Origin of the sequence: Arthrobacter sp. I3 (assembly GCF_000520575.1) — a bacterium.
Taxonomy (GTDB): Bacteria; Actinomycetota; Actinomycetes; order Actinomycetales; family Micrococcaceae; genus Arthrobacter; species Arthrobacter humicola_A.
In genome coordinates this window covers 1-16,681 of the sequence record NZ_KI914951.1, presented here as the reverse complement: position 1 = coordinate 16,681, position 16,681 = coordinate 1, and the positions used below count along the sequence as shown (strand labels likewise).

At 63.2% G+C, this 16,681-nt stretch carries 14 protein-coding genes, 1 tRNA gene and 2 pseudogenes; 7 read left to right on the top strand and 10 right to left on the bottom strand.

Annotated features, from left to right (window positions below; genetic code table 11):
• The 3 genes and pseudogenes from Y706_RS29410 to Y706_RS26380 all read right to left on the bottom strand — a co-directional run.
• Positions 1-449 (bottom strand): annotated as a pseudogene (locus Y706_RS29410) (glycosyl transferase family 1); the annotation flags it as partial.
• Positions 450-458: 9 nt separating this feature from the next.
• Positions 459-857 carry a 6-pyruvoyl trahydropterin synthase family protein gene (locus Y706_RS0118470; RefSeq protein ID WP_028277767.1) on the bottom strand — a complete coding sequence of 133 codons (399 nt, stop codon included), beginning with the start codon at positions 855-857 and terminating at the stop codon, positions 459-461.
• 3 nt (positions 858-860) lie between these two features.
• Complete coding sequence (locus tag Y706_RS26380; RefSeq protein WP_043436460.1) at positions 861-1,922, bottom strand: dehydrogenase; 1,062 nt, start codon at positions 1,920-1,922, stop codon at positions 861-863.
• A gap of 127 nt (positions 1,923-2,049) precedes the next feature.
• Between Y706_RS26380 and Y706_RS0118460 the strand changes: the two genes are divergently transcribed.
• A tRNA-Ser gene (locus Y706_RS0118460) sits at positions 2,050-2,139 on the top strand.
• 979 nt (positions 2,140-3,118) lie between these two features.
• On the top strand, positions 3,119-3,751 hold the full coding sequence (locus Y706_RS0118450; protein ID WP_028277766.1) for an MBL fold metallo-hydrolase: 633 nt from the start codon (positions 3,119-3,121) through the stop codon (positions 3,749-3,751).
• Positions 3,752-4,134: 383 nt separating this feature from the next.
• On the opposite strand, the gene Y706_RS26375 is transcribed toward Y706_RS0118450, so the two are convergent.
• The gene (locus Y706_RS26375; protein ID WP_216699148.1) at positions 4,135-4,746 is read right to left on the bottom strand and encodes a carboxymuconolactone decarboxylase family protein; all 612 of its coding nucleotides are present in this window, start codon (positions 4,744-4,746) and stop codon (positions 4,135-4,137) included.
• Complete coding sequence (locus Y706_RS0118440) at positions 4,739-6,112, bottom strand: MFS transporter (protein ID WP_084476240.1); 1,374 nt, start codon at positions 6,110-6,112, stop codon at positions 4,739-4,741. Before Y706_RS0118440 ends, Y706_RS26375 begins: the two co-directional genes overlap by 8 nt.
• Before the next feature lie 254 nt (positions 6,113-6,366).
• On the opposite strand from Y706_RS0118440, the gene Y706_RS0118435 reads away from it, so the two are divergent.
• The 5 genes from Y706_RS0118435 to Y706_RS0118415 all read left to right on the top strand — a co-directional run bounded on the left by Y706_RS0118435 (position 6,367) and on the right by Y706_RS0118415 (position 12,800).
• Positions 6,367-7,278: a VOC family protein gene (locus Y706_RS0118435; RefSeq protein WP_028277764.1), complete on the top strand. Its 912-nt coding sequence runs from the start codon at positions 6,367-6,369 to the stop codon at positions 7,276-7,278.
• A 3-nt stretch (positions 7,279-7,281) separates the two neighbouring features.
• A complete protein-coding gene (locus tag Y706_RS0118430) occupies positions 7,282-8,220 on the top strand; it encodes a fumarylacetoacetate hydrolase family protein (RefSeq protein WP_028277763.1) in 939 nt (312 codons plus the stop codon).
• A 3-nt stretch (positions 8,221-8,223) separates the two neighbouring features.
• The gene (locus Y706_RS26370) at positions 8,224-9,822 is read left to right on the top strand and encodes a bifunctional 3-(3-hydroxy-phenyl)propionate/3-hydroxycinnamic acid hydroxylase MhpA (protein WP_052355103.1); all 1,599 of its coding nucleotides are present in this window, start codon (positions 8,224-8,226) and stop codon (positions 9,820-9,822) included.
• Complete coding sequence (locus Y706_RS26365) at positions 9,815-10,681, top strand: IclR family transcriptional regulator (protein WP_216699147.1); 867 nt, start codon at positions 9,815-9,817, stop codon at positions 10,679-10,681. The genes Y706_RS26370 and Y706_RS26365 overlap by 8 nt, the downstream gene beginning before the upstream one ends.
• A 109-nt stretch (positions 10,682-10,790) precedes the next feature.
• On the top strand, positions 10,791-12,800 hold the full coding sequence (locus tag Y706_RS0118415) for a flavin-containing monooxygenase (RefSeq protein ID WP_052355101.1): 2,010 nt from the start codon (positions 10,791-10,793) through the stop codon (positions 12,798-12,800).
• Between the two features lie 108 nt (positions 12,801-12,908).
• Here Y706_RS0118415 and Y706_RS29860 read toward each other — a convergent pair whose 3' ends face one another.
• The 5 genes and pseudogenes from Y706_RS29860 to Y706_RS0118395 form a co-directional block, all read right to left on the bottom strand.
• Entirely contained in the window at positions 12,909-13,499 is a 591-nt protein-coding gene (locus Y706_RS29860; RefSeq protein ID WP_216699146.1) for a hypothetical protein, read from the bottom strand.
• Between the two features lie 239 nt (positions 13,500-13,738).
• A complete protein-coding gene (locus Y706_RS29855; RefSeq protein ID WP_275450890.1) occupies positions 13,739-14,095 on the bottom strand; it encodes a carboxylesterase family protein in 357 nt (118 codons plus the stop codon).
• Positions 14,096-14,266: 171 nt separating this feature from the next.
• Positions 14,267-14,926, bottom strand: coding sequence for a hypothetical protein (locus tag Y706_RS0118405; RefSeq protein ID WP_156945195.1), 660 nt, complete (start codon positions 14,924-14,926; stop codon positions 14,267-14,269).
• Between the two features lie 77 nt (positions 14,927-15,003).
• Complete coding sequence (locus Y706_RS0118400) at positions 15,004-16,314, bottom strand: site-specific integrase (RefSeq protein WP_253906831.1); 1,311 nt, start codon at positions 16,312-16,314, stop codon at positions 15,004-15,006.
• A gap of 181 nt (positions 16,315-16,495) precedes the next feature.
• Positions 16,496-16,681: pseudogene (locus Y706_RS0118395) on the bottom strand (helix-turn-helix domain-containing protein); the annotation flags it as partial.

Here is a 16,681-nt window from a genome sequence, read left to right as displayed (position 1 = left end):
GAACCGCTCGTGCAGATGACGCCGACAGCGGCCCGCAGGGCCCTGCGTTCGCGCTCCGGGTGGTCCGGCAGGGGCATGTGCAACAGGATCCAGACCCGGTCCCCCGCCGCAGCGGCCGCTTCCAGCTCGTCGGGCGCACCGCAGGCGAGGAGGCTGTCGACCACCGTCACCGTGCCCCAGATGGCGGCACCGGCAGTTGCGGCACCGGCAGTTGCGGGGCCGCCACCCCCGGCCCGTCCGCCGTCGGGCCCCGCATGCAGCAGCGTGGCCAGGCGCCGCCGGTCCCCCGCGCTGCCTCCCGGCCAGTCGCCGTCGAGCGGGCAGGTTTCCACCGCGGCACCGAGGGCCGCCAGTTCGACGGCGAGCGCCGCGTTGTAGACGTTGCCACCGGAGTTGTGCCGGACGTTGCCGGGCACCACAAGACGGATGTGAAGGCTGGCCGGCGGCATCTGCGGCGCCTAGCGGGCGTCGAAGTCCAGCGAGTAGCTGGCCCAGGCATCGGGGGTCTCGCGCAGGGTGACGTCCAGCCCGGCGAGGTCGCGCCCGTCCGTGCCGACGCGGATCTGGGCGGCGACGGCGTCGGCGATGTACCGGGCGAGGGCTTCGGTGGTGCTCAGCTTGCCGGAGAAGTCCGGGTGCTCGTCGAGGTTCTTGTAGTTCAGCTCGTCCAGGATTTCGTCCACCGCGTCCCCTGCCGCGCCGATGTCCAGCACAATCGCGTCGTCATTGAGCTCACGACGGCGGAAGGTCACCTCGGTGACGAACGTGGCCCCGTGCAGGCCCTGGGCCGGGCCGAAGACTTCGCGCGGAAGGCTGTGGGCGATCATGAAGTTGCGGCGGACGGTCAGACTAAACACGGGCTACCTCGTGGCTTCGGTGGGCTGGTCGGTGGATGTGAACTCGGTGGGCTGGTCGGCGGATTGAGCGTCCCAGGACGGGTATTCGATGACGTGGCACAGGGCGTCCAGGTTGCCGTCGGCGAGGCGCTGGACGACGCCGGGCAGCTCTGCGAACGTCGAGGAGCCGGTCAGGAAGACGTCGAAGACCGGATCCTGGAGCAGGGACACGGCGAGCGCGAGACGCTCGGCGTTGGTGCGGCGGTGCCGGCGGGCGCGGGCCACCATCCCCACCTGGCTAGCGCGGATGGTCAGACGGCGGGCGTGGAAGTCCTCCCCCAGTGGGAGGGAGATTTTCCGGTCGGCGTACCAGGACATTTCGATGATGTCGCCGTCGTCGCCCACCAGCTGCAGGCTTCGCTGCAGCCCTTCCTGCGAGGCCGAGCAGTGGATCACGATGTCGCAGTCAGGGAGGGCATCGTCGGGGTGGCTGAAGTCGACGCCGAGGGCGTCCGCGAACGCCCGTTTGGCGGGGTCGACGTCGATCAGTTGCAGTCGCGCGAGCGGAAAACCGGCCAGGAGCTTGGCCACCATGCCGCCGACCAGTCCGGCCCCAATCACGGCCACGCGGTCGCCCAGGCGGGGTCCGGCCTCCCAGAGGCCGTTGATCGCGGTTTCCACCGTGCCGGTGAGCACCGCGCGGCGGGCCGGGACGCCGTCGGGAATCACGGTGAGTGATTCGACCGGGACGATGAAGCGGTCCTGGTGCGGATAGAGGCAGAAGACGGGCTTCCCGGCCCAGCCCTCCGGTCCGGCCTCGACCACCCCCACGGTGAGGTAGCCGAACTTCACCGGGTACGGGAAGGACCCCTCCTGGTTGGGGGCGGCCATGGCGCCGGCGACGCACGCCGGGACGCTCGCGTGGTGGACTACCAGTTCGGTGCCCTTGCTGATGCCCGAATACAGGGTCCGGACCAGTGCCTCCCCGGGTCCGGGGGCGGGCAGGTCCTCGCTGCGGAGCTCGCCTTGTTCCGGGCCGACGGTCCAATAGGCGGTGGCCGTGGCGTGCTGTTCAGAAGTCGTCATTGTGCTTACGAATCTAGTGCCCGGGCTGTTCGCGGGGAAGGGTACCGGGTTCCGGCGAGTCGGCGGGCAGGGGCCGTTGGGGCTCGTTTTGTGGATGGGCGCCTTGCTCCGGTACCCTAGTCAGGTTGGTGACGTGTCCGAGCGGCCGAAGGTGCAACACTCGAAATGTTGTTTGGTGTAAAAGCCAACGTGGGTTCAAATCCCACCGTCACCGCCAAATAGCGAGGCCCCTGCTTCCCTTTGTTTACAAGGGAAGCAGGGGCCATTGCTTTGCCCCGAAGGGACTCGTTGGCAGGGAATTTGCAAACTTAACTACGGCGCGTCCGGCCAGCCAACAACCTTACGGTCGACCCCGACGTCCAACCTCGATGTCCGGCCTGCAGCGTCTGACAAGCCGTGACGGCCTCACGCCGCACCGGGATGATCAACGGGGCTGCGTCGGAGGCCTCTGATCTGCGAGAAGAAACCCTCGTATACGCAAATGAGCCGATTAAGAGTACGGCTCTTTCGGGGGTTTCTGCGGGCTATCAGCATCTTCGATGCTCGCAGGTCAGGGCTGTTTTCCGCTGTCATCCTCTTTCGTCCGTTGCCATCGAACCTGCGGGATAGATGCGGGGTTCGGCGGCAGTCTCCATCGTGGGCAGGGTCTAGATGGCGTGCATCCACTGCGCGCAATGCATTCTGTTCGGGAGCACGGCCCGAGAGCACCCGCCGACCATCAAGTTTATCTAAGTTAAATCGGCGTGGCTTCGCGTTCGATTGGTCTGCGGATCTGCGGACGCCTTGCTGGTGTAGGCCTCATCGACACCAAGCCGCTCGGCAACGGTGGACCCGAAAGCCAGGGCGCGCCCAAGGTCCCACGTAACGTCCGTTATCGGTATTCGAAAATGGCCGGCGGCTGCAATTGCGGATTGCGGTGGGCTACGGCCTGATGCTGGAGCTCTGGTTCCTGCTGTCACGCCCGGAATTCAGGGCCCCGTTGATCTGTGATGAGCGCAGCAGCTGATAGCCCGCGGTCACGCCAACGGTGTGAAGATCAGCTGCCCTGCGCGCCGGATCAGGAGTCCTGGTGCACCTGCTCGACGGAGGCGTCAGCGGATGGGATTCTAGACCAGGGCAGAAGACGGGCAGCCTTGGCTCATCGGTCTGTTGCCCCGGGACACGTCAAGGCCATCATTTGGAACTGAGGTAAAGAAGTGAATTCCACAGCTGCAATCCCTGTTACCGCCGTTCGTGTGGCCGAGCTGCTTCCCGAAGGCGAGCCGATGCCGGTCTATGTGCACATCATTGACCACCCCGATGCGCGTGTGCTGGTGGACACGGGCATGACGCAGCTTCATCCCGCGGTCGCCGACATGGATCCCCGACTTTACCCGTTGAAGGAACAGGACTTCGACATCCAAAGTGTCGACATCGTCGTCAACACCCACCTGCACTTCGACCACTGCGGAGGCAATCACCTCTTCGTGGGCAAGCCCATCTACGTCCAGCGTCAGGAACTCGACGACGCCCGCAACCAGAACGACTACACCATCCCTGAATGGGTGGACCCACCCGGGATGCACTACATTCCAGTCGACGGCGAGTTGGAACTGCTCCCCGGGCTACGACTCCTTTCAGCGCCAGGCCACACCCGGGGCTCACAAGTCGTTGTCATCGACGGAGATGAAGGCCCGACGATCATCGCTGGAGACACGGCAGTCTGGTTCGACCAACTCGATAACCCCCGCACGGAGGGCCAGCTACTCGTGCGTTCTCTAAACCCTGCAATGGTTTGGCTCACGCACGAGCACAAGCCATGGACGCCAGAAACCAAAGCCTCTCGATGAACAGCCAACTAGAGTGAATTCGGTGCTCGGCCACCTTGACGGAATCTGCATTATCGGCTCTTGCACCTAACGGTGTAGAAGCAGCTGCAAGAACTTGCCGCCGTGAGCGACGTGGATATTTCTCTGGTCAATGGAGGTTGACTTGGCGAGCCGCACTTCGAGTCCTAACCGGGCTCTGAAACATGCGGGTGGCGGTCCGTGGACCGCCACCCTGGGCGCGAGTACTGTCCCTCCGGTCTTCGACAGCAATTCGGACTTGCCTCCGCCCCCGTGAAGATGGCCACCAGCCCCTCGACGCGGAACGGGCATTCGTTCCTCGTCACCAGTGTGATTACGATCTGGGACGTTTGCGCGGTGCGAACCCATGCTCGCCTGATGCGTAATCAGCGACGGGCGGCAGCCTCGTCGATTGGGGTGTGTGCCGCCGTCTCGGGCCCGACCCGGAACACGCGAAGCTGCAATGCCAAGGTTGAGTAGTAGCCCACCAAAGTCACCAACTCAAAGAGCGTGCGCTGGCCGAGTAGTTCCTCTGCCTCATACCAAGCGGAGTCATCAAGGTCTCCGTCGAGCAGTGCCGCGGCTGTCCGCCCGACCAGCGATTCAACTCCGTCGAAGGGTGTCATATCTTCACGCTGGACCGCGTCCAGTTCGTCCTGACTAAATCCGAGGGCCCGCGCTACGGCCTCGTGCGACTCCCGTTCGAAGGTTGAACGTTGGCGAGCGGCGACAGTGAGAATGGCGAGTTCGCGCGCCCGATCGGGGAGATCGGTTTCATAGCGCAGCGCGGCACCGAGCGCTTGAAGCGCCATCCCCACCGACGGCGACAACAGGAAGTCCCCGAACGGCCCCCTGAGACGGCCTAAGTCATCCGTCAGGGCGAAGTGCTGAGGACCCTGGGCCCGGGAGCCCTGCGTGATGGCTTCATAGAGTTTCTTCTGGTCCGTCTTCATCTGATCCGGCCGCAGACTATCCGTGCGTCGCAGCATCTTAGGCATTGACTCCGTGGATGGAGCTTCCAACCCGCTCCTCCATTTCTGCACCCAGGGGCACACCAGTACGGTCGCGGACCAAGAGGGTGGCGATCAAGGACACCACCACCATCACTTCCAGGTAAACCGTCACGGCGCCGGTAGACCCCGTGGCTTGCACCAGGGCCTGGGCAATGGTCGGAGCGAACGCACCGCCAACGATCGCGCCCAATGCGTAGGCGATGGAAACCCCGGAAAAGCGCACCGTCGCAGGGAAGATTTCGGTGTAGTGCGCCGACAACGGGCCGATGACCATTCCCAGGCCAACAGTCACCAGGGTCAGCCCGGTGAAGAGGCCTAGGGTCGAGGCGGTGTTCACCAACGGGAAGAGGACAAGCAGTGCGGCGGCCAGCAGGAGCCATCCGAGGAGCATCGTTTTACGGCGTCCGATCTTGTCAGAGAGCCCTCCGCCAATAAGGGTAAAAATCAGCCAGGAAACAGCCGAGGCAGCGACCACCCAGAGGACCTCCCCGGCGTTCAAACCAACAGGGCCCGCAGGATCGGTGGCGTACCGCTGGATGTAGCCGCCGGTGGTCATGTAGCCGGCAGCCTGGCTTGCGGAAGGAATCAAGGCTGCCAAGAGGACCAGGCGCCAGTGGTTCCTGAAGAGCTCGACAATCGGCGCACGGGCTTCCTTCTTGCGTTCGGCCAGTTCGCTGAACACCGGGCTCTCGTCCACCCGACGTCGAATGTAATAGCCAATAACGATCAGCGCCACGGAAAGGATGAACGGTACGCGCCATCCCCACTCGAGGAAAGCGTCACCGGGCGCGATCAGGGTCATTGTGGCCAACATGCCCGATGCGAGCAGCAGTCCAAGGGGGGTGCCAATCTGCGGCGATGCTCCGAAAATTCCGCGCCGGCGGGTAGGGGCGTGCTCAACGGCCAGAAGCGCGGCGCCGCCCCATTCGCCTCCCGCCGAGATGCCCTGCAGGATCCTCAGAAGGACCAGCAATATCGGAGCCACCAATCCGATGGAATCGAAGGTTGGCAACAAGCCGATCAGTGTGGTCGAAGCACCCATCAGGACCAGGGTGGCCATCAAAACGACGCGTCGGCCGTAACGGTCACCGAAATGCCCGGCGAGGAATGCACCGAGCGGTCGGAACAAGAAGCTGATGCCAACCGTCAGGAATGCCAGAAGCGGCGCTGCGGCTTCTCCGGCGGGTTCGAAGTAGACCTTGGTGAAGATCAGGCCCGCGGCGGTGGCGTAAAGGAAGAAGTCATACCACTCGATGGTGGTGCCGGCAACGGTCGCGAAGACCACGCGTCGGCGTTCCCGGGAGCTGCTGCGCAGCTCGGGCCTGATCACCGATGGTGTCCGTTCTGTCATGTCATGTCCTTTCACAAGTCACATCTTTGTAGAGGGGAAATCATAAGTTTCGCAGAGCAGAACACGTTCCGCTCAAGGGAATGTCGACACGCTACTTGAGTGTGAGTCGCAGCACAACCCCCTCATGCCGCTCCACAAAAGGGATTGCCTTCTCCGAACCAGAACTGCTATCGTCCTCGTAACATCCGCAGAGCAGAACAAGTTCTACTCAACGGAACAACGCATAACCGATTTATTCAGATGTGGAGTACCTAATGTCGTGGGGCGCAATTTCCGAAATGGGACCGGTATCAATCCGGACCTCCAACCTTGAACAGTCCGTCTTCGATGCCACACAGATCCTTGGTCTCCGGGAGACCGAGCGAACCGACGGCGTCTCCTATCTGGGGGCCGCAGATGTGCACCATGAACTGACGTACGTCGAGTCCGACGTCGACGGCTTGGAAGCCTTGGGACTCATCGCCGCGAACGGCGATGCGCTCAGGGATGTCCGACGGCGGGTAGAGGACGAAGGCTTCCTGGTCGTCTCAGAGAAGCCCAGCGGAGAGGGCGTGGAGGACGGCTTCACGTTCATCGGCCCGGAGGGCTTCGCCTTCGAAATTTCCTTGGGCCTACAAAAGGCCGGCGTCGCACCCAAGGGTTTCGGCCCGAACCGTTACGGGCACTTCAACTTCCACCCGCAAGATCATTACGGGATGGTGCAATTCCTGACCAAGGTCCTCGACTTCCGGATTTCCGACGTGATCGGCACCGGAGGTTCGAGGGGCTACTTCCTGCGCTGCAACACCGAGCATCACGGCATCGCCGTACTGCAAGGGCGCGGCACCTTCCACCACCACGCCTGGGAGGTTCAGGGCGTCAGCGACCTCACCAAAGCCGGAGACCGCCTCCACGCCCTGGGACGGGAGCTGCTTTGGGGGCCGGTCCGGCACGGCGCGGGCAACAATATTGCCTGCTACTACAAGGAACACTCGGGAAACGTGGTGGAGCTTTACACGGACATCGAACAGATTTATGACGACAACCGCGAACCAGTGGTGTGGGAAGACGGCGAAGTGTGGTGGAACCAGTGGAATGACTACCTCCCCGAAGGATTCCGCGCCCTGGGGCTGGCCCCAACCCCGTCCAAGTACCGCCAAAACACGCAGCTGGTGGGAGGACGTTAGGCCATGAAGTTTGTTCGATTCACCAGTGAAGGCGCGCTGCCCCGGGTTGGCGTCGTCGTGGACGACACCTACCGGGCCATCGATGGCCACCATGACCTGCTCGACTTGATCCAACAGGGCGAAGAAGCCCTGCGGAAGGCGGGCGAACAGGCAATCCGGGCGGGCGCCGTCGTCGATCCTTCAACGGTCCGTAACCTATCCCCGATTGCCACGCCGCCCACCTTCCGTGACTTCTATGCCTTTGAACAGCACGTCAAGGCCGGCCGGGAGTCGCGGGGCCTGGAGATGAATCCCCTCTGGTACAAAATCCCGGTCTTCTACTTCTCCAACCCCTACAACTTCAAGGGCGAAGGCGAGATCCCCATGACCCCGGGATCTGAACGCTTCGACTTCGAGCTCGAGGTGGCCGCAGTTATCGGCAAGGGCGGGCAGGACCTCACGGCCGAGGAAGGGGAAGACGCCATCATTGGCTACAGCATCCTCTGCGACTGGAGCGGCCGCGATATCCAGCACGAGGAAATGCTCCTCTCGATGGGGCCCGTGAAAGGCAAGGACACAGCGACGTCCCTTGGCCCCTGGCTGGTCACCAAGGACGAGCTGGAGCCGTACCGGACGGCAGCGGGTTTTGACCGGGCCATGTCCCTCAAGGTCAATGGCGCCGAATACTCCCGGGCCAACTGGGCGGACGTCCACTACTCGTTCGGGGAGATGGTTTCCTATGCGAGCCGCGGTACCGAAGTTCGCCCGGGTGATGTCTTCGGTTCAGGCACCTGCGGCTCGGGCTGCATTCTTGAGCTGAGCCGCACCCACGGCGAGGGTGAGTTTCCGTGGCTGCAGGCCGGTGACGAGGTGCTCATCGAAATCGAGGGCCTTGGAATCCAGCGCACCACGATTGCCAAGACTCCGGAGCCGGCGTCCTTCCGTCGTCAGGGGCTGGAGTAGGAGATGGAAGCAGCCACGAGCTATGACGTCGCGATCGTCGGCTATGGCCCTGTGGGCCAGATCCTGGCCACGCTGCTGGGGCGTCAGGGTTGGTCGGTCCTGGTTCTGGACAAGCAGGCCGGCCTGTATCCCCTGCCCCGGGCCTGCCACCTGGACCATGAGGCGATGCGGATCCTGCAGGCGATGGGGATCTCGGAGGAGATCAACGCAGCCATCGTTCCTGCCCGCGAGTACCTGCTCCTCCGCGCCGACCTGAGTGTCCTGTCCAACCTGCCACGTGGCTGGGAAACTCCAAGCGGCTGGGAATCCTCTTACCACTTCTACCAGCCGGACATCGAGGGCATCTTTGACGCGACGGCCAAGTCGACTCCGGGCGTGGAAGTGCGCCAGTCGACTAACGTGCGGACAGCGTCCGACCTCGGAGACCGCGTGGCGTTGACGGTCGACGGCGGCGAGGAACCTATCTTTGCGCGTTTCGTTGTGGGGGCGGACGGCGCCAACAGCCTTGTCCGGGAGCAGGCAGGGATCGCGAGGGACAACCTTGGATTCGAAGCGACCTGGGTGGTTATTGACGTGGAAATGAAGGCGTGGGCCAAGGCCCCTGGTGTTCCGGATACCGGCCAAGTCCTGGATCCCGCGCAGCCTTCGCATATGGCCTGGTTGGGAGGTGACCATTACCGCTGGGAGTTCATGATCGTCGATGGAGCCGATCCTGTGGAGGCGGCAAAGCCGGAGAACGTCTGGCCCAAGCTTCGGCGATGGATCACGGAGGACACGGCAACGCTTCTACGGTCTACCACTTACACGTTCCAATCCTTGGTGGCCTCCACCTTCAACCTGGGCCGCGTGTTGCTGGCCGGTGATGCTGGGCATCTGATGCCGCCTTTCATGGGCCAAGGGATGATCAGCGGCATGCGGGATGCAATGACGCTGTCCTGGATGCTCAACAAGGTGCTTAAGGGCACTGCTCCGGTCGATTTCATGGACGCCTACACCGAAAGCCGGCGGCCCCACGTGACGGAGTTCATCGCCGAGTCGGTCCGTGTGGGGCAGATGGTCTGCGAGACGGATCCCGCCAAAGCAGCGGAACGGGACCGGAAGCTGGAGGCCCAGAGAGAAGCCAATCCGCCGTTCCAGCCGCAGCTCGGAGCCGGGTTCGTGGACGGCCCGCTGGGCGGCCGGCTAGCGGTTCAACCGCGCATTGCAGGTTCCAAGGGCGCCCTTTTGGACGATGTCCTCGGCTCCTCGTTTGCGTTGGTGACGGTTCACCCGGACGTGCAGGGCGGCTTGTCGGCCAGCGCGAGGCGTCATCTGGAATTGCTGGGTGTCTCCATTGCCGCTATGAGCGCGCAGTCGGCTGAACCCTCCCCTGAAACCAGGAGCCTCGTTGAGCAAGGGAGCCGCTTCGCTGACTGGCTGAGTGCCGCCGACGCCGATTGGGTGTTGGTCAGGCCGGACGCGTATGTGTTCGACGCCGGCAGGGGCACGGAGGCCTTGGAGGAATCCATTGACAAGCTTCTCGCGTACATCACCCGGGAGTCACCGTTGTCGGCCGGAAAGGAAGAGGACACCATGCTTGTGGGAGGGACCGTCCATGCGTAATGCCGGCACGGTCCATGGTCTGTCTATGCTGGCTACAGACGACCCACACACGAAGAGGCTGAGTCCCATGAACGTCACCGTCCCCGAGGAGTCCTCGACGCATCCGGCATACCGGTATCCGATTGAGTCGGTTGAGAATGCCGCCCGCACCCTCCTCATGCTGCGTTCGAGGTCCAGCATCCGCATCGTAGACGTCGCTGAAGAACTTGGTGCGGCACGGTCAACGGCGCACCGTATGGTCTCCACACTGGCTCAGGCCGGATTGCTGGAACGCCACTCGACGGATAGGTCCTTCGTCGCGGGTCCGGCGTTGATGCAACTGGCGCAAGCGCTGACAAACAAGGGCGACATCCGGACTGAGATCGAGCCGACCCTTGCCTGGCTGGCGAGACAGACCGAGGAGACTGCCCACTACCTGGTACTCAAGGACGACCAGGCGTTGTTCCTTGCGTGCGTGGAAAGCCCACACATCATCCGCGCTGTCTCAAGAGTGGGACATCGCCTTCCGGCCCACATCACCTCGGCTGGAAAGTGCCTTCTGGCGGCTCTTCCTCCGGAAGAAGTGGATCGAATGTTTTCCGGGGAACGGAGCTGGACCGCCGGCACCGATCTGGCGATCCACGACCGCGACCACCTGCTTGCCGAGCTCGCCCAAATCTCCAACCGCGGTTGGGCCCTGAACAACGAAGAAAGCGAACCGGGAGTCATCGGTGTCAGTGCTGTAGTCCGCGACGACAAAGCAGAAGTCCTGGGCGCCGTCACGGTCTCCGGGCCGGCGGAGCGCATGCGACCCCGGATCACCGAAATCGTTGCAGCAGTCCGAACGGCCACGGACGACTTCCGTATCCACAGGGGCTGACGGTCCCCCGCCTTCAGCTCGAGAGTAACCGCGCGAAGACCGCGCTATTTCCTGACCAAGACAACGTCGTCATATAACCCGCGCCGTAAAGGCGCGCAGGAGGAAACTCATGAATGCCATGACCACGCCGGCAGCCACCACCGAACGGACCTCGCCCATCCATTGCGGAGACCTTTACGGCAGGGAAGCATATGCTCAGGTTACGGAGACCGACCAGGAGCTGCGGGCCTTCGTTGAAGGCGCTGAACTACCGGTCCTCATGGTCGCGCTGGCCGCGGCGCTGAAGGATATCTCGCTACTGGAGCCTGATCTCTCCCCGCCTTTGCCGCCAATGGGCGCCACGACGCAGCCCCACGGAGGGCTTGATGAGGACCAGATCGCCCGTGGCCGGCACATTGCCTTCGAAGGGCTGCGGCGCCTGCGCGATGAAAACATCCGGACCGTGGGCGAACTTACCGCTGAGCACGCCGACGACATCCTGGACTGGTTTACCGGCGGGCGCACCAGCTCGGATCCGAGCTGGGCGGGAGAGATGCAGCATGAGTTGCCCAGTAGCCCCAAGGGGAATGGCTCGGCCAACTGGTCTTTCGAGGAGCTTTCCCAAGGACGAACTTTCGACACCCTGATTGTTGGCGCCGGCGTCTCCGGCATCGCTGCAGCATACCGGCTCAAGGAAGCCGGACTCCCCTACACCTGGATTGAATCCTCCCACCGTGTTGGGGGGACGTGGTGGAAGAACCACTACCCCGGGGTCCGCTTGGACACCCCGACCTATGGATACAGCTTCTCCTTCGCGCAGCGCGATGACTGGCCTCATCAGTTCGCTAGAGGCGAGGAAGTCCTTGAATACCTGGAAACAGTGGTGGCGCGCGCAGAGCTGGCCAACGGACTCGAACTTCATACCTGGCTGGAGAAAGCCGAGTTCGATGAGGTCACCAGGACCTGGACAGCCACCACCAAATCCACAGACGGGACCCGCCAGACCCGCCGGTTCAACGCCATCATCACCGGCGTCGGCCAGCTCGATCATCCCCACATTCCAACGTGGCCCGGGCAGGAGGAATTCACGGGAGCGCAGATGCACTCGCAAGAATGGGACCACGCCGTGGACCTGCGCGGCAAGAAGGTTGCCGTGATCGGTACCGGTGCCAGCGCCTACCAAATCATCCCTGCAATCGTAGACCAGGTGGCGAGCCTCCACGTCTTCCAGCGCAGCGCGCCCTGGATGCTGCCCGCCGCGAGCTACCACGAGCCGATGTCAGAGACCGCTAACTGGCTGCATTCCAAGGTTCCCCACTACGGCAAGTGGTTCCGCCTCTGGGTCACTGCCCTTGGCATCGAAGGGCGCATCAACGTCGCCACGGTCGAGGCGGGGTGGGACAAGGCTCCCCTGAGCGTCAGCCCCAAGAACGAGGCCTTCCGCCAGGAGGTCATCCGCCGCATGGAGCTTCAATACGAAGGCCGTCCGGACCTGCTCGAAAAAGCAATTCCCAACTACCCGCCGTCGGCCAAGCGCCTGCTCCGCGACAACGGCGTCTGGGCTGCGGCGCTCATGTCACCGGTCACCACAGTGGTGTCATCCGGGCTGGAGTCGTTCACCCCGACCGGGCTGGTAACCGGCGCCGGAGAACACGTCGATGTGGACGTGGTGATCTACGCAACCGGGTTCCGACCCTCCGACTATCTGGACCCCATTGAGATCGTTGGACGTGGCGGCCTGGAAATCCACGACTACTGGCAGGGAGATGCAAAGGGATTCGCGGGAATCACGGTGCCTAATTTCCCCAACCTGTTTATGATGCTGGGACCCAACACCACCGGGGTGGCCGCCGGCGGCCTGCACATCATGATGGAGCGCGCCGCCGAGTACGCGGTTGAGGCAATCCACCAGCTCCTCCTGCGGGAGACGGCTGCCCTTGACCTGAAACAGGAAGCACTTGACCGGCATATTGAGTGGGTGGACGCCGAGAACCGCCGCATGACGTGGGGCCAGCCCTATGTGACCAACTGGTACAAGAACCGCTTCAACAGGGTGTCCCAGGTGTGGCCTTTCACGACCACCGAATACTGGCGGATCACTGAGAACGTCGAGGCTGACGACTACGAGTTCTTACCGTAACTGATGCACGAAATCCCAAGACCCACCTGCCCGCGTCAAACAATCATTGACGCGGGAAGGTGGGTCAACTTTCATGGGAAGTGCCTAAGCACCGGTGACGGGAAACCTCTACCCCAACACCCGTACTTCCGCTTCACGGACCGGCTCCGACCGGACCGCGTCAGCGTCAATGACCAACGACCGCGGAGCCTCGGCGTCGTAGCGGCTGCTTTCGGCCACTCCGCAATGCAGGAACCGGCAAATCAGCTCCCGCATTGAAGCAGTCACCCGGGCGGTTTCCGTCTCCGAGGCGTTGACCATCATCGGGGAATCGCCCCAGCGGTCGGTGCCGTCAAAGATGAACGCGAGTGGGAAGCAGTGGGCTGCGTATGCGCCATCAAGCTTGCTTCGGTGATCGAATCGGACCACCTGGGCCGGCACAGGTGAGTGCGCGGCGATCTCCAGGGCGGGGAGGCGGAACTGGGCCAGTGTCGCGGCTCGAACCATCCGGAGGTAAGCATCGGGCTCTTCACCCTCGGTCACCAGCAGTTCCGCGGCCAGGGCAGGATCTTGGAAGGTTCGCTCAAGGAACCCGTCCACGCCCGCATCGGAGAACTGGTCCCGCGGCTGGTTGCGCAGGAACGCTGCGGACTCTTCAGCGGTGGTGAGGATGAGCAGGGCTTCGGTGTGGATCCTTCGCGCCGAATCCGCGTACCTCACCAGGTCACCCGGAGCCTGCCCTGATTCCGCAGGCATGTACGGGAACGGCCGAAGACCTGCCCTTGCAGCCTCCTGGGCTTCAAGAAGTGCCGGAACAGGAGCATTCTCCAGGCCGGACCCCAATGCCTCAAGAACGGCAGCACGATGGTTGAGCCAGACCTCTACGGGCAGGGGCGCCAAGCGGGGCATGCTTATCAACAGGGTCTGCGCTGCCCAACCCCGCACTGACGGGTCCGTGCTCAGGGCATAGGCGTACCAAGCGCCGGCTGAATCCCCGGCCAAGGTGACTTTCCCGGGTCTCCGCCAAAGGCGCTGATGTTCTCCCGCACCCAAGCCAGTGCGGCGTGAAGATCACGCAAAGGTTTGGTGGATTCCGAGGGATCCCCGAGCGAGCCGAAATGCCCTGTCACCCCGAGCCGGTAGTTGACGGTGACTAGAACAAAGCCGCCGGTCCGCACAAGATCCGGCGAGTCGTACCAGCGGCACTCCCCGGAGCCGGTGGTGAAACCACCACCAGGGATATAGAACAGCACGGGCGTCCCATGCCCTTGGTGAACTGGGCGGGCATCGGCCAGCCAATGAGCACCAGGCGGCACCTCAGCCCGCCGCCGGCCCTAGCTAGACCGACGCTGCCGGACATGGCGCTTTGAGCGCAGGCAAGGGCGTGTCGATCGTCCGCCAACGTACCCTTCTGAGCATTTACTGGTAACCGTGCATATTCAGTTCCAAACTAATCGGTGATGCTCCGGATGGTCTTCGCCGCGGGCTCACCATTGATCGAGAAGTGACGGCCTCGCTCCTGGCGGCCATATCTGTGAGTCGATGTCGAAATGACCACGCCAGCCAATGTTGTCTGTGAGGGTGGCCTGGCTGAAGTCGTTGTTGGCGATGTCGTTTCGTCTACCGGCGTCATGCTCGTGCTCCGGCACGGTTCCAAACCAGTTGCAACCGTCGATCTTTCCGATGAACCTGCAATTGACCAGGTCGGTCTCGGTCGCGTTGTGCCCGTTGAATTTGCACTGGAGGAAATCGCAGTTTTCGAAGCGCGAGGCCATCATGTTGAAACCTCCCAGCCCCTTGAACCGAACTCCCTGGAACACGCAGTTTCGGTAGATGCTTGGGCGTGCCGCCAACGACCCTTGCGCGGAAGTGCCGTGCTCATTAAGAATGCCGCCGCCTTTCTGAGTGAAAGTGCAGTTGTCGAATTCCGACCAAGTGACCGTTAGATGCATCCAGTCCAGCGGGATGGTTAGGCCTGTCACGTGCGCCCTGTGGAAAAAGAGGTCTCGTAGCCCGGAAGCAGGGTCGACCGGGACGGCGTCCAGATCGAGAGCATCAACCTTGCCTTGGAGTTGCAAAGCCCCGTATGCCGGCAGGTCGGTTGGCTTCGTGTCTCGCCACCACTTAGGCGAAGGAAGAATGCGCATCCTCCGATATAACCATGATTAAACAGGCGTGACCCTGCTGGGTGAACCTGTCGCTTTGATGTACTAGCTGTGTCCTGTTATCCGGGTGAGGTCGCGTAGCGGGACCATGGTTCGGCGGTTGCTGCGGCGTGCTTTTGGGTGACCTGATAGCTGTAGCCGAGCATCTCGGCCGCGATGGGCGCGGGAACTTCCGTGACGAGTGCGCGGAGGGATGCGTTGCGTGCGCCCAGAAGGTTGATGCCGATTTCCCGGAGCCGTTCCATGAGGGTGTTGGGATGGATGTGTTGCCCGGCGCGGTAGCCGGGGAACAGCCACAGGCTGCCGGAGCTGCTGCCGGTGCGCATGTTGGGGCGTGAGGCCATGTGTTCTGTGAGCAGTGAGACGAAAGGTTCGGGTACTGGGGATGGATCTCCTTCGCCTAGTGACAGGCGGAGGCCCTCGGGAGTGAGGATCACATCGGTGCTTTTCATGGCGGCGATCTTCACGACTGGTTGGGCGTAGAGCAGCAGGAGAGTTGCGGCGACTCGATAGGACAGGGTGTCGACATCGTCCGTGAGGCAGGCCTTGAGCATCGCGAGCCGCTGTGCCTGGCTTAGAACTGGCACAGTCTTGGCCTGCCGGAAGCCGATGGTGATGTCGGTGCAGGTCCTGTTCTTTACCGCCCAGACAAAAAAGGTTCGGATGGAGTGTCTGGTGGTGGGCCCGTCGGCCAGCCATGCGTCGACGTCGGCCTGAACGCAGGAGGCGACAGTCCGTCCGTGGGTGAGCTTGAGCCAGGTGAGGAATTTGAGGGTTTCGGTAATTTCCTGCTTTGCGCTGTGCACCGGGCCACGGGTGGTTTTCCCGTCTGTGGAGAGGCTCCTGATCCGTCGCAGGTGGTGCCACCGGGCGAAAGACTCGACGGGCCGTCTGACCTCGGCGTCATCAACGTCCCCGAGCTTGCTGGTGAGCCAGCGTTCAAAGAGAGCGAGGTAGTGGTCCCGCCCTGGGAGTAGCTTGTGGTGGGTGAGGAGGCTGCGCATGTGTTCCACTCGCAGGCTGTCTGGTTCCTTATCCAGGGCCTCGTGGCTGAGCGGGATCTCGCCGGCGGCAAGTCGTTCGAGCAGGTCGCGGACGCCGGTTTTGCGCAGCCAGGTGAGTATGCTCTCGGGCCGCTGGGCTCCGCAGAGCGCGGCGAGCAGTTTCGTCGCCGCCGTTTCCGGGCCTAGGGACTCGTCGACGCGCAACAGCACCGTGAGGTCGTCCCGTAGCGAGCAGCGGGCGCAGGTGTCCTGGCGGTAGTGCTCGGTTTCCGTGCCGCAGGTCCCGCAGTGGTAGTCCTGCGTGATGCCCGCGCAGTCAACGCAGACGGGTGCGTTACCGTGGGCCGGGGATCGTCCGGGGAGCATGCGGTCCGTGCCGCAGCCCGGGCAGGGGCCGTGCGTGCGCATGGCTGCGGTGAAGCAGGTCCCGCAGATCCTGCCTTCGGGCCAGCTGGCCCGGTGCCGGCCGGCCGCCCTCGAGCACCTGTCACAGGTGAACGCTCCTGTGGTGCGGGGGCGGCCGCGCCTGAAGGGTCGCGGGGTGATCTCAGCCGTCATCGCGGATCACGCGGGCGCGTTTGGGCCGGATGGTCTTGTTTAGGTCCACGACGTTGGCGTCGGAGGCGACCTTACGGACCTTGGCATCTGTTGCCGTGACGGTGACGAGGTCCTCGGGTCCGCAGGAGAAGATGTCGCAGAGGGCGGCGACCATCATGAGTGAAACGCGTTCCGG

Excerpts from the sequence above, each read along its gene's own strand:
- Y706_RS0118440 (WP_084476240.1), bottom strand. The coding sequence starts at position 6,112 with ATGACAGAACGGACACCATCGGTGATCAGGCCCGAGCTGCGCAGCAGC.
- Y706_RS26370 (WP_052355103.1), top strand. The coding sequence starts at position 8,224 with ATGGAAGCAGCCACGAGCTATGACGTCGCGATCGTCGGCTATGGCCCT.
- Y706_RS0118415 (WP_052355101.1), top strand. The coding sequence starts at position 10,791 with ATGAATGCCATGACCACGCCGGCAGCCACCACCGAACGGACCTCGCCC.
- Y706_RS0118405 (WP_156945195.1), bottom strand. The coding sequence starts at position 14,926 with ATGCGCATTCTTCCTTCGCCTAAGTGGTGGCGAGACACGAAGCCAACC.
- Y706_RS26380 (WP_043436460.1), bottom strand. The coding sequence starts at position 1,922 with ATGACGACTTCTGAACAGCACGCCACGGCCACCGCCTATTGGACCGTC.
- Y706_RS0118400 (WP_253906831.1), bottom strand. The coding sequence starts at position 16,314 with ATGCTCCCCGGACGATCCCCGGCCCACGGTAACGCACCCGTCTGCGTT.
- Y706_RS26375 (WP_216699148.1), bottom strand. The coding sequence starts at position 4,746 with ATGCCTAAGATGCTGCGACGCACGGATAGTCTGCGGCCGGATCAGATG.
- Y706_RS0118430 (WP_028277763.1), top strand. The coding sequence starts at position 7,282 with ATGAAGTTTGTTCGATTCACCAGTGAAGGCGCGCTGCCCCGGGTTGGC.
- Y706_RS26365 (WP_216699147.1), top strand. The coding sequence starts at position 9,815 with ATGCGTAATGCCGGCACGGTCCATGGTCTGTCTATGCTGGCTACAGAC.
- Y706_RS0118435 (WP_028277764.1), top strand. The coding sequence starts at position 6,367 with ATGTCGTGGGGCGCAATTTCCGAAATGGGACCGGTATCAATCCGGACC.